The organism is Micromonospora sp. NPDC005298 (assembly GCF_040607375.1).
GTDB lineage: Bacteria > Actinomycetota > Actinomycetes > Mycobacteriales > Micromonosporaceae > Micromonospora.
Window position 1 is genome coordinate 19,688 of the sequence record NZ_JBEXGP010000038.1, and the last position, 13,019, is coordinate 32,706.

The 13,019-nt window shown below is 69.5% G+C and carries 7 protein-coding genes and 2 pseudogenes; 6 read left to right on the plus strand and 3 right to left on the minus strand.

Annotation, left to right across the window (positions count from 1 at the left end):
• The first annotated feature begins 424 nt into the window (after window positions 1-424).
• The 4 genes and pseudogenes from ABZS77_RS29205 to ABZS77_RS29220 all read left to right on the plus strand — a co-directional run bounded on the left by ABZS77_RS29205 (window position 425) and on the right by ABZS77_RS29220 (window position 6,761).
• Window positions 425-2,889 (plus strand): annotated as a pseudogene (locus ABZS77_RS29205) (type 2 lanthipeptide synthetase LanM family protein).
• Window positions 2,886-3,125 (plus strand): hypothetical protein, encoded by a 240-nt coding sequence (locus ABZS77_RS29210; protein ID WP_354829468.1) that lies wholly within the window; start codon window positions 2,886-2,888, stop codon window positions 3,123-3,125. Before ABZS77_RS29205 ends, ABZS77_RS29210 begins: the two are co-directional and overlap by 4 nt.
• A gap of 123 nt (window positions 3,126-3,248) precedes the next feature.
• Complete coding sequence (locus ABZS77_RS29215) at window positions 3,249-6,152, plus strand: AAA family ATPase (protein WP_354829471.1); 2,904 nt, start codon at window positions 3,249-3,251, stop codon at window positions 6,150-6,152.
• A 309-nt stretch (window positions 6,153-6,461) separates the two neighbouring features.
• Complete coding sequence (locus ABZS77_RS29220; protein ID WP_354829474.1) at window positions 6,462-6,761, plus strand: hypothetical protein; 300 nt, start codon at window positions 6,462-6,464, stop codon at window positions 6,759-6,761.
• 238 nt (window positions 6,762-6,999) lie between these two features.
• On the opposite strand, the gene ABZS77_RS29225 is transcribed toward ABZS77_RS29220, so the two are convergent.
• Window positions 7,000-7,341, minus strand: coding sequence for a hypothetical protein (locus ABZS77_RS29225; RefSeq protein ID WP_354829477.1), 342 nt, complete (start codon window positions 7,339-7,341; stop codon window positions 7,000-7,002).
• Between the two features lie 565 nt (window positions 7,342-7,906).
• Between ABZS77_RS29225 and ABZS77_RS29230 the strand changes: the two genes are divergently transcribed.
• Window positions 7,907-10,426, plus strand: a complete 2,520-nt coding sequence (locus tag ABZS77_RS29230) for a S8 family serine peptidase (protein WP_354829480.1) — start codon at window positions 7,907-7,909, stop codon at window positions 10,424-10,426.
• A gap of 139 nt (window positions 10,427-10,565) precedes the next feature.
• Here the strand turns inward: ABZS77_RS29230 and ABZS77_RS29235 are convergent, their stop codons facing one another.
• Window positions 10,566-11,120 (minus strand): hypothetical protein, encoded by a 555-nt coding sequence (locus tag ABZS77_RS29235; RefSeq protein ID WP_354829482.1) that lies wholly within the window; start codon window positions 11,118-11,120, stop codon window positions 10,566-10,568.
• 65 nt (window positions 11,121-11,185) lie between these two features.
• On the opposite strand from ABZS77_RS29235, the gene ABZS77_RS29240 reads away from it, so the two are divergent.
• Complete coding sequence (locus ABZS77_RS29240; RefSeq protein ID WP_354829484.1) at window positions 11,186-11,875, plus strand: SDR family oxidoreductase; 690 nt, start codon at window positions 11,186-11,188, stop codon at window positions 11,873-11,875.
• 191 nt (window positions 11,876-12,066) lie between these two features.
• Here ABZS77_RS29240 and ABZS77_RS29245 read toward each other — a convergent pair.
• A pseudogene (locus ABZS77_RS29245) lies at window positions 12,067-12,867 on the minus strand (tyrosine-type recombinase/integrase); the annotation flags it as partial.
• Window positions 12,868-13,019: the final 152 nt, after the last annotated feature.

The window sequence follows — 13,019 nt, forward strand, 5'->3', positions numbered from 1 at the left end:
GCCGCCCTGGGCGGTCCTGATCGAGTCCGCGGTGCGCGCCCCCGCACCGCGCCCGTCGGTGCCGGTCCCGGCGGACTGGACGGCGGCGTTCGCGCTGCCGTTGCGCCCGTTGGTCGAGCAGGCGAGGGCTCGCCTGCGCCGGGACGCCGGCGCGGTGACCGCCGCCCAGGTCGAGCTGGGCGTGCTGGATACCGCGTTGCGGGCCGCACTGGAACGGCAACTGACCGCGCTGGCCGCCCGTACCCTCGTCGAGGAGCTGCACCGGCGCAGGGCCGCCGGCCTCCTCCAGGGCGCCGACAGCCGCGCCCGCTTCGTCGACTTCGTCCGCCAGATCGCCACCCCGGCGGGGCTGGTCGCGCTGTTCACCGACTTTCCGGTCCTGGCCCGGCTGCTCGGGCAGGCCACCGTACACGCCACCGACGCGATGCTGGAGTTGCTCGACCGGTACACCGCCGACCGGGGCCGCCTGGTCGACACGCTGCTGGGCGGCGTCGACCCCGGCCCGCTGGTGGCCGTCGACGACAGACGTGGTGACCCGCACCGGGCCGGCCGGACCACCACCGTGGTCCAGTTCGCCGACGGCCGGCGGTTGGTCTACAAGCCCCGGGATCTCACCCACGACGACCGGTTGGCGGCCTTCGTCGGTTGGATGAACCGGATGGTGCCCACCGTCGGCATGCGGACGGCCGCCTGCCTGGTCCGCCCGGAGTACGGCTGGACCGAGTTCGTGATCGCGGCACCGCTGACCGACCCGGACGGCGCGGATCGCTTCTATCGACGGCAGGGCGCGCTGCTGGCGCTCGCCCACGCGCTCAACACCACCGATCTGCACTCGAGAACGTCATCGCCAGCGGCGAGGACTCCGTGGCCATCGACGTCGAGACATTGTTCAGCCCCAGTTGGCGGCCCGCGACCCAGAGCGGCGATCCAGCCGCCGACCTGCTCGCCGCGTCCGTGCACCGAACCGCGTTGCTGCCACTGATCGTCGTCGGTGAGCAGGGCATCATGGACCTGTCCGGCGCCGGTGGCGACGAGGGCCGGCAGAGCCCGGTCAGTCGGATCGACTGGGCCGAGCCGGGCACCGACCAGATGCGCCTGGTACGTCGCGCGTCCACCTTCGACGGTGCCTCGAACCGGCCCCGGCTCGACGACCGGGTGATCGACCCGGAGGACCACGAGGCGGCGATGCTGGAGGGTTTCCGGCTCGGCTACGAAGCGATCGAGGCCCACCGCGGGGACTTCGCCCAGCTGGTCAAGGCGTCGTCGGCCATGACGGTGCGACTCGTCGTGCGGCCCACCTGGGCCTACCGGACGCTGCTCGACGAGGCCACCCATCCGAGCCTGCTGCGCGACGGTCTGGACCGGGACCGCTTCCTCGGGCAGCTCTGCGGCCGGACCACACTCCCCGGCGACCCGATGTTCGCCCACCACGAGATCGTGGCCCTGTGGCGCGGTGACGTGCCGTACTTCCACGCCCGGGCCGACAGCTCCCAGCTGGCAGCCGACGGGGAGCCGACCGCACTGCCGCTGTACCGCAGCGGCGTCGACGCGGCGCTGGACCGGATCGCCGGGCTCGGCGAGGCCGACCGGCAGGACCAGGAGTGGGTCATCATGGCCAGCCTGGCCACCCGCCGGCCGGCCGGCGCGCACGGTGACACGGCGCCGATGCCGGGGCCGTCGCTCGGAACCGCCGCCCCACCCGAACGGCTGGTCTCGGCAGCCTGTGCGATCGCCGACCAGATCGTCGCCCGTGGCGCACCGGGCCGGGACCGGGTGAACTGGCTCGGCCTGGAGCTGGTCGACAACCGGCAGTGGCTGCTGCTCCCGATGGGCGCCGGCCTGGCCAACGGGTACCTCGGCGTGGCGCTCTTCCTCGGCCAGCTCGCTCACGTCAGCGGCGTGGCCCGCTACGGCGACGTGGCCCGTCGGGCGGTCGCCGCGACGCCGGGGCTGCTGCGCCTGCTCTCGGATCGACCCGAGCTGGTCACGGCGATCGGCTGCGGCGGGCTGCACGGCCTCGGCGGCCTGGCCTACGGGCTGGCCCGGCTGGCCGTGCTGCTCGACGACCCGGAGATCGGTCGGTGGGTCGACACGGCGGTCGAACTCGCCGAGGTCGCGGTTGCCGGCCCCGCCACCGACGACTGGGCCACCGGCAGGGCCGGCTGCCTGGCCGCGATGACGTCCATCCACGCCGAGCTGGGACTCGATCGGGCGGCGGCGCTGGCCCGGACCTGCGCCGACCAGCTGACCGGTACGACCGCGTTCGATCACCCCGCCAGCCCGGCTGGCTTCGCCGATGGCACGGCCGGCATCGCGTACGCCCTGCAACGGTTCGTCGACGTCGGCGGCGGCTCGCCGCAGCACGCGGACGCGGCACGGGAAGCTCTGCGGCACGCCCGGCAGACCCCGACCCACTCGTCCGGGTGGTGTGCCGGCACCGCCGGTCTGGCCCTCGCCCTCGCCGGCCGGCACGACCCGGGCACCTCCCCCACGGCGGCCCCGGATGCGCCGGCTCACCTCGTCCGGCGCCTGGCCAACCGGCCGCTGTCGCGCGACCTGAGTCTCTGCCACGGTGAGTCCGGCGTCGGTGAGGCGCTGACCGTGCTGGCCGCCGGGCCGGCTGGCGCTGTGGCCGCCGCCGCGCAACGGCAGCGGACCACTCTGCTCCTCAACTCCCTGCAGTGGCAGACGCGCTACTGCGGCACACCCGACGGAGTGCTCACACCGGGGCTGCTGACCGGCCTCGCCGGCATCGGCTACGGACTGCTGCGCTCCGCCATGGCCGCACGCATTCCGTCCGCGTTGCTCCTGGAACCCGCCCCGCAGCCAACCGGACCCGGCTGGCTGTCGCTCACCAACCCGTTCAATTCGAGGAGAGAAGAACAATGATGGTTCACCAGCACACCGCCGACCTCGCCGACGTCGAGACCGCCCACGTCGAGGAGCCGCACCCCGTCGGGGAGCCGAAGGTCAGCCCGATGGTGGCCTTCGGCCTGCGTACGGCGGCCCTGGCCGGTCTGGCCATCCCGGTGGGTCTCCTGGTTGGACACCTGGTCGGCGGCGATGCCGGAGCCGTCGACGCCGCCGCCCCGCTCACCACGTGCTGCCCCACCTTCGCCCTGTGACCCTGGGTGGAAACCACCCGGTCAGCGCGGCGATCGGTACGGTCGGACGATAATCCCGCCAGGCTCGGTGCGCCTGCTGTCTGACCCTGGTTATCGATGAAGTGCCTCGCTATCGTTGCCGCCGTGCAACGATCACGCGTCCTGGTCGGCCGAGATGCGGAATTCGGTGCGCTGATCGGCATGATCGAGGCTGCCCGCGTAGGGCGCGGGGGCGCGGTCTTCATCGTCGGAGAGGCCGGCGTCGGCAAGTCGCGGCTCGCCGCGGCGGCCGCCGAGTCCGCCTACACCGCCGAAATGAGTCTGCTGCGGGGGCGGGCCAGCGCACTCGGCACCGGAGTGCCGCTGCGCCCGCTCACCGAGGCGGTGCTCTCCCTGCTCCGTTCGGCCACGGTGGACATCGCGGCGCTCGGCCCGTACGGGCCGATCCTCGGCCGGTTGGTGCCCGACTGGGGCAGCCCTCCCGCCGACCAGGAGGCGGGATCGGTGGTGATCCTGGCCGAGGCGGTGCTCCGGCTGACCGGTCTCGCCGGCCAGGACAGCGGCTGCCTGATGGTCCTCGACGATCTCCAGGACGCCGACGCCGAGACGCTCATGGTGGTCGAATATCTGATCGACAACCTCGACCAGCAGCCCACCCTGCTGGTCGGCGTCCTGCGGGCGGACGACTCCCCCGCGCTGGAGGTCGCTCGGGCGGCGGCCCGCCGCGGCCGGTGCAGCCTGATCGAGTTGGGCGGTCTCGGGCCCGAGGACCTGCGCGCCATGGCCGGAGCCTGCCTCGGCGGGGTGGCGGACGACCTGCCCACGGCTGCGGCCGAGCTGCTCTGGGGCGGCAGTGGCGGCAACCCGTTCCTCATCGAGGAGATCCTCGCGGCGATGGTGGACAACGGACTGCTCCGGCACGGTCCACAGGGGTGGTTCGTCACTCCACAGGCGCCCGCGACGCTGCCCCCCGCCTTCGCCCGAAGCATGGCGCACCGGATCGAGAAGCTGAGCCCGCAGGCCCGGGAGCTGCTGTCCTGCGGCGCCCTGATCGGGCAACGCTTCTCGGTGGCCGTGGTGCAGTCGGCGACCGGGCTCAGCGACCGCGACCTGCTCAACCATCTGCACGGCGACATCGTTGCCCAGCTCGTGGCCCCGGACGACCAGTTGACCGACTGGTACACCTTCCGGCACCGCGTCACCCGCGAGTCGCTGCTCGCCCTGGTCGAGCCGGCCGACCGGCGGGAGTTGGCCCACACCGTCGCCGAGGCCGTCGCGAAGGTCCACCCGGAGTTGCCGGGTGAGTGGTGCCAGATCTCCGCCACCCTGCGCGTCGAGACCGGCGACACCCTGCTGGCCGGTCGACTCTTTGCCGAAGCCGGCCGGAGGGCCCTCGCGCAGGGTGCCGCCACCTCGGCCGTCGCCCTACTCGACCGGGCCTGGGAGCTCCAGGCCGACGGGCCGGCCGAGGCCCGCACCGACACCCTGGAGACACTCCTGCAGGCCCTCGGCGAGGCTGGCCTGGTCCGGCGGGCACTGGAGCTGGTCAACAGTCCGGACCAGGTGGCCGGCCTTCCCGCTCGGCGGCAGGCCAGGCTGCACACCCGGCTGGCCTGGACCGCGGTGCTGGCCGGGGAGCTGACCGACGCGCTGGCCCAGGTGGAGATCGCCCGTGAGCTGCTCGGCCCGGACCCCGCGGCGGAGGACGAAGCCCCGATAGACATCGTCGCCGCACACCTGGCCCTGGACACGCCAGGGCGGGACCAGATGGAGGTCGCCGAGACCCTGGCCCGCAGGGCCGCCACCGTCGGCGCCGCCGTGCCGCTGCCGGTGGTGGCCTGTCAGGCCTGGCAGTTGCTCGGTGCGCTCGTCCGGCATCGCGACCCGGCCGAGGCCACCCGCTGCCTGGAGCAGGCCCGGTCCATCGCTGCCGAGCACGGCCTGCCGATCTGGGAGGTCCACGCGCTGATCCGGCTCGGCAACGACGACGCGCTGCTGCACGGCACACTGGACCGGCTGGAACAGGCCCGGGAACGAGCGCTGCGGGCCGGGGCGGTGACCGCCCGCCAGCAGGCCGAGGCGAGCATCGCGCTGCACCTGATCATGCGCGGCGACTACCCGGCCGCGCAGAACCTGATCGACCAGGTCCTCACCGCGACGACCCGCCTGAAGCTGATGGAGACCACCCAGTACGTGCTGCTGCTCAGCGCGGTGCTCGCCGCCCACCAGGGCCGGCGGGCGGAGATGCAGGACGCGCTCGCTGAGTTCCGGCGCTGGGGCGGCGACGAGAGCCTGCACACGCAGCGGGTCCACGGGCTGGCTGGCACGTTCTGCGCGCTGCTGGAGGAGGACCGGCCCCGGGCGCTGGACGAGCTGTCCCTGGCCGTACGGGCGGAGGAGACGAACCCGACCGTGTTCCACCTCGGTGGACGGCTCGGCCTCCAGTTGCTGTTGCGGGCGACGGCCGGCGAGGTCAGCTTCGCCGCGTACGAAGCCATCGTCGGCACACCGGCGAGCCAACTACGGTGGGACCGGCAGTTCGCGCTCTTCGCCCGGGCGGTCCTGCTTGGCCGCGCGGGTCAGCACGACGCCGCGACCGCCACCGTGGCCGAGGCCATGGAGGTCGGCGCGCTGTACGCGATGGGGCGGCACCTCGCCCTGCGGCTGGTCGCCGAGTCGGCGCTCACCGATGGCTGGGGCACACCTGTGGAGTGGCTGCGTGCCGCCGAGGACTACTTCCACCAGGCTAAGGTCACGCCCGTCGCCGGGGCGTGTCGCACGCTGCTGCGCCAAGCTGGCGCGCGGGTCACCCAACGCCGGCGCGGTGCCGCAGAGATCCCACCTGAGCTGCGGGCGGCGGGCGTGACGGTACGCGAGTGGGAGGTGCTGCGGCTGCTCACCGGCCGGCTGAGCAACCGCGAAATCGCCAAGCGACTACACCTGTCGCCGCGCACGGTGGAGCGGCACGTCTCCAGCCTCATCACCAAGACCGGCGAGCCGAACCGGATCGCGTTGAGCGACATCGCGACCGATTTCGAGAATGGCTGAGCGGTCCCTGAGGTTCCTGGCGCTGGCCTCGTCGGCAGCCGTTGACGCGGATCCTGGATTTCGACGATCTCGACGACCTCGTCGTCGAGGCGGACACGTGTCCGTGCAACGGAGGCGAAGGCCGGCAAGCCGGTCGGTCGGACGTGGAAGGACAGTGGCGCACAGATCACGAGTTGTTGCCTGGTGGTTCAGGACAGGCGGGGCGGCGCGCGAACGAGATACCCGATTCCCTGCGAGGACTGACGACCGTACGGTCGGCCTGCCGGGGGGCTATTCCCTGGCCGGCCACTTCGTGAGGGAGGCGCGGCGGTGGGGTTCGATGTGTATGTCGAGAACCAGGTGCACGAGCAACGCTATGCCGGCATGGAAGCAGGCTCCTCGCTGCGACGCCTGGTGGCGGCGAGCGACCGGGAGCGGCACCACCTGGTGTCGAGGATCGATTCCTACGGCGACACCATGATCAACCTGATCCAGCTGCCGCAGCTGACCGCGGAGCTGGACGAGATCGCGAGCCGTGAACCGGAGCTCCGGGTCGACGTGCAGGCGCTGGGGGCGCTCATCGAGGAGGCGACCCGGGCGCGCGGATATCTCTGGATCTCCGGTGACTGACGCCGGTCCCGGCCGGGACGGATAGGTCAGTCGCAGAAGGCGCAGGTCACTGTCGGGCCTGAAGGTCTGATGTGGACAAAAGCGAGGCTCCCGGCAGAAGGCCGTCGAGCAACATCCGATGCCCCGACCGGAAGCCTCGCTGTGCTGCTTGCCCTGCCGCGATTCCGCTGTCCACCCGAACCCTGAACCACCTCGCCGGCCTCATCCGCTTCCACCGTGACCCAGCGCCGGCGACACATCACGAGAAATGTGGAAGCCGAACCGCCTTGTCAACCGTCCGGCAGAGGCCACGGTAGAACTCGACCATCTCCTCGTCTGTCGGCTCCTGCGTCCGCGTCTCCTCCAGGGCCCTGCGGGCGCCCGCGGACAGCGCACGCACGAGCCGCCTGGCAGCCTCCGGATCTTCGATCTTCCGGATGTCCAGATGTCCCATCGCCCGGCCGGGGCTGAGCCACTCGTCGAACTCGTTGACTGTGGCCACGTCGGCGGGGACCAGCCTCATGACGTGCGACAGCACCCTGCCCTGGATCCACCACTCCAGGTCGTCGTCGAACAGCACCGCCAACACCAGGACCCCCATGCGAGCAACAGAACTGGACATCAGAAGCCGATGCGGATGAGGTCCGTCCACCCCGAGGCGTCGGCTCTCGTCGCCATCGCATGATTGTCCACCGACGACACGACCCAGGCCCCGCAGGCAACCTGCTCGCGATTGAAGTCAGCACCACAACCGCGAGGACGGGAGCCTCCACGACTTCGCCAAGCTGTCGGTTCTCACCGGGCACGCCGCCGAGGCAATCGCGGCCCCCGGCGTATCTGCGCAATTAGTCCATCACGGGCAAGTCGCACATTACCTCCACGAAGTCAACCCGTGACCGGATGCATGGCAGTTATTCATATCGATTCAGATCGTCCCGGCGGGCCGATGTTCACCCCTTGACGCGGGGCTTCTGCCGCAGAAGAATCTGGTGTCCATATAGGGGAGGCTGACTTGCGGGAGACTTCCAGCTCGCCGTTCCGACGTCCATGCGTCGGCTCGCGCGGCAGTCGGGGCCCCGAACAAGCCAACGACATTCGCTGCCCGATAAAGGCGGCAGGACTGCGCCCCCGCCCACTGGAGATCGACCCTTCGGAAGGAACCGGGGATGAGTATGAGTTTCTTGAGTCGGCGGGATTTACTGCGCCGAGTGGGTGGCACCTTTATTGCCGGCGCCGGCATTGCCTTGTTTCCGGCCGGGTTCGCCTCGGCATCGCCCAAGACAGGCCTGACATCAAGCCCCGGCAGTACAGCCGGCGGGCCGGCGTATCCGGGAGACCCCGGTTTTGTCGCCAGGACGCCGGGGGAACTGGGTGCCGCTAAAGCCAGTTGGGAAACGCCGGAGTATGGCTACTACACGGGCCACAATCCTGCCAACCCTGGCACGGCGATCGACTCCCCCTGGCAGCTCGTCGCGGTAAACGCGTCCACCGCCTACGCGCTTGGTTACCGCGGGCAGGGCGTCGCGCTGGGCATGATGGATTCGGGTTACCGGCCTACCCATGAAGGATTCCAGACCGGGCTGATCGTTCCGGTGAGAGCAGAGGGGTTCTACGGAACGTCCGGCTTCGGGTACCGGAACTCGGTAACCCCGTCGAACCCGTTTACTGCGGGCCAGCGGTTCACTGTGGCCGGCGACCAGGCGCGAACGAGCGACTACAGTCACGGGACCGGCATGCTTGGTGTCACCTCTGGCATTCGCGATGGCAAAGAGCAGCACGGCATCGCCTTTGGCTCGACGATGTATGTCGCCATGACCGGCGGTTCCGATACCCAGTCCCACGGCCCCTTCCATGATTACGTGTACTGGCGTACGGCCAACAAGGCCCTGGTTGACGCAGGCGCCCAGGTCATCAACAGCAGTTGGGGATCTTATGTCCAGACTCTTGACAGGAGCCGCTTCGACGGCCTGGGTAACGACCTTGGGGTCGATGGCAACCTCGCCAACGCTTACCAACTGCGGGGTAAGGACAGCGCCAGCGCCACGGCGATGGCGATCATCATCCCCAACGAGCATCTGAAGGACCTGGAGTACCAGTACTTCCTCTTCAAGAAGAGCTATTCGGAAGACGGTATTCAATACAACCCGGACTACCCCGGACGCTCCTTCATGGATGCCATCTGGGACGCCATCAAGGACAGCGGTACCGTCAACGTGAGGTCGGCCGGCAACAACGACTGGAGCAACCCGTACTTCCGCCCGGCGTACCCCTTCTTCAATCCTGCGGCGGAGGCGCAGTGGGTATGCGTCGGCGGGGTGCAGCCACCCACTGAGGCCAACCCCGAATACACGAAGCAATTCGGATACAACGAGGCGGGGCTCGCCAAATGGTGGACGGTGTCCACTCCGTCGAACAGTGTTCGGACCACGAACAGCGGTGGCGACACCAACTATTCGAACTCGAGCGGAACGTCTCCGGCGACGCCCGTGGCGACGGCGGTGATGGGGGTTCTGCTCTCCCGCTATCCGAACATGGACGCCAAGCAGGTCCGTGATCTGATGTTCACCACGGCGAACAACAAGATGTCCGACGGTGTGAGGTTCCTCGGCACGGGTCAGACCTCCCCCACCGGGGTATCCATCGCCTGGACCGCTCCCGACGGGGTTCCGGACGCGCGCTGGGGTTGGGGCATCCCCGACCTGGACAAGGGCATGTACGGCCCGGGCCAGTTCTTGGGCCGCATGACCTACACCATGGACAAGGCGCCCCTGGACGTCTGGTCGAACGACATCAGCCAGATCGCGATCAAGGAAAGGGAGCGGGAGGATCGGGAGTGGCTGGCGGCCTACAAGAAACAGGGCATCGCCTTCGCTGGTGAATTCAGCCCCAACGTACTGAGCCCGGACGGCGAGCTCAGCGAAAACGCCTTCATGCTTCAGGGCATTCTGACTGATCCTTACGTCCAAGCCATCACCAACGGCCACCCGGAACTGTACGACAAGATCAGCCATGAGGACGCCACCAAGTGGCGTAAGGAATGGATGGACGCGCGCGCGGCCTTCATCCAGAACAACATCGACAACAACCTCTACACGGCGTCTTTGACCATGCAGGGCTCCGGGATGCTGATCATGTCGGGCCACGCCACCTACGAGGGCGGCACGACGGTGGAAGGCGGCAAGCTTTCGATCGCCGGCTCACACGCGAGCTCGGTCGCCGTCAAGGGCGGCACGCTGGGCGGCAGCGGCTTCGTGGGAGGCGGCATCCGCGTCAACAGCGGCGTGTTGCAGCCCGGCCTGTCGGCAGCGGAAGCGGCGTCCGCATTGTCCGTCAGTCTCACCGACGTTCCGCAGGGCAACGTCCTGAAGGTCGGCGGCGACGTGACCATCAGCCGGGCGGGTCGCCTCGCCATCACCATTTCCGGCGACCGCGACTACACGAGCGTGCGGGCCACGGGCGCCCTGGTGCTGGACGGCGAACTCACCCTGGACGTCCGCGCGCCCATCACCCGGGGCACGGTACTAACGATCATGAGCGGGGCCTCGATCAAGGGCAACTTCCACTCCATGCCGGAACGGCGGGTCCTGAACGTGGGCGGCCACATGTTCCGGGTGTCCTACAAGGGCGGCGCCGTGACGCTGACCGCCGAGCGGACGCTGCCGAAGGCACGGTCCGGCAACGCCTAGCCACACGTGGCCTGGTCAGCCATGCTCAGGTTCGCCTGAGCCTGGCTGGCCAGGCCCTTGCCCGAGCAGAAATCACGACCCGGAGCCTCGTCAACGCCACCGGCCTGATCAGCCTCGCCGGACGGCAACACCCGGTCGGCTACCACTTCGCCGCATGCCGCCGAGCGCTGTCGCCCACCGCTCCAGATCGTCGGACAGGACCTGCAGCGCATGCGCCAAAGGCATGCTCGGTGGCCTTCGCCGCCTCGGTCCGTTCGTCGAGCTGCTCCTTCGCCTTCTGCGCCGAGTCGTCGAGGGCCTCCCATACCGCGGCGGCCTTACTCGCGGCACGGATCAATTTTCGGAGCGTGCCGACCTGAGCGCGGCGGGCGGTAATCGCCGCGTCGAACCGGTCAACGTCCCCGGACGTTGCCCACACCGGCACCTGATCGCCGAGCCCGGCAACCGCCGCCGTCTCGACCGCTCGGCCTGCGGCTGCGCTTACTTCATGCTCGGCCTTGCCGAGTTCTCCTTCGGCTCTTTCGCGCTCCGATCTGGCCGTTTCGAGTTCGGCGCGGGTCCGGGCCCGGTGCACGGCGGCTTTCTCCGCGCGGCGTTTGCCGCGTTCGCTTCGGCGCGCACTGAGCCGCAATCCTCCCAACTCGACCAGGCAGGCGGTCAGCGGCATGACAGTGGGTTCCGTGGTGGTGGGCATGCAAATGCAACCTGCGCTTCGGTCTGACTCAGACCGTGTGGTGCCACCGTGACAAGATCGGCCAGGTGGCGAGGACGGTACTGATCACCGGCGCGAGCGGCGGCATCGGCGCTGCGGTGGCATGGGCGGCAGCCGACCATGGCTACCGTGTACTGACCGCGGGCCGGGACGCTACGCGGATCGACCAGGTCTGTGCGGGGATACCGCGGAGCAGCCCAGTGCTGCTTGATCTACGAAACCCTACCGACGTGCTCGAATCGCTCGCCGAAGTTGACCGCCTGGAGGCGATCGTGCACTGCGCCGGAGTCGCCGAAGCTGCCAGCGTCGAAGAAACGCCGTACTCGCGATGGTTGGAGACCTTGACCATCAACGTCGCGGCCGCCGCCGAGATTACCCGCGCGTTGCTGCCTGCGCTGCGCAAGGCGGTTGGTCACGTCGTGTTCGTCAGTGCAGCGCCAGGGCTACATGCCGTGCCTCGGTGGTCGGCCTACACAGCGAGCAAGGCCGGGCTGCGAGAGCTGGCCGACGCCCTCCGGGAGGAGGAAGCCCGCCACGGGCTGCGGGTGACCACCATCTACCAGGGCGGTACGGCGACGGAGTTGCTCCAGAAGGTCCGCGCAAAGTTTGGTAGGCCGTACCACGCGGCCGACTGCATCCAGCCAGCGACGCTGGCGTCAGTAGTGCTGACCGTCCTCGACATGCGCGACGACGCGTACCTGCCCGAAGTTTCGGTACTGCCCACACCTCGCCCATGACACGTCCGGGGGTAGCGGCCAGACCTCGCTGTCAAGGTTCTCACGCGACCGCTCATCGGCAAGCCGCGAGGGCTTGCTACGTCCCGGAGGCCATGTACGGCCAGGATGTAGTTGGGGTGGCGGTCGAGGTTCTTGCGGGCGCGGTCGTAGCGCATGGTGGTTCGGGGGTCGGCGTGGCGGGCGGCGATCTGCACGTCGCGGAGGCTGACGCCGGCGTCGAGCATGGTGGTCACGAAGGTGTGGCGCGGCATGTGGGGATGCATCCTCGGCATCCGGATGCCCGCCGTGTCGGCCAGGTGCTTGAGTCGGCGGGTGGCGGCGTGTCGGTCCATCCGTCGAGCATGGATGTTGTGCAGGATCGGCCCGCTGGTGCGCTCATCGACGGCCCGGTCAATGGCTCGGGCGACTGCGGGTGGCAGCGAGACGAGGACGACCTTGCCGCCCTTGCCGCGCACGCGTAGGACCCGGTGGCCGTGTTCCTCACCGAGGTCGGTGATGTTCGACCCGCAGGCTTCGAAGATTCGCAGGCCGAGCAGGCCCAGCAGGGGGACAAACCTGAAGTCGTTCGGGTTCGTGGACTGTCGGGCGGTGGTGATCAGGGCTTCGAACTGTAGGTGCCCCAGTCCGAGGGTCGGTGACTCGGCCGGCACGGTGGGTCGGCGGACGTAGTCGGCCCTCGAGTGCTCCAGGATGGCGTCGATGACGCAGACCCGGTAGAAGCCGACCACGACGGACAGCCGGCGGGAGACCGTCGAGGGCTGGTACAGGCGTACGTCCTGCAGCCAGCGTACGTACCGCTCGATGTCCACCCGGGCCGCAGCCAGCGGGTCAAGGCCGTGGTCGGTGCACCAGCGTAGGAAGACTCGCAGGTCGGACTCGGTATGGACGCGTGTCTGACCACGGTAGCGGCCGCGGAAGGCGGAAACCGCGGCTCGCAGAACGAGTTGGTCAGCCGGTACGACGCTAGAAGCGGGAGCAGGAGAGGTAGTCATACATCACCGTGCGTCACCAGCGGTGATGAACGCCAGCACGCCGGGCGGCATGAGAGCGCTACCTCAAGCCGTACGCCTGCGCCCGCTGGGTGCACCCCGCGCTTGACGCGTTCCGCGCCGCCGTCGCGGACGTCGCCGACCCGGTACGCGAG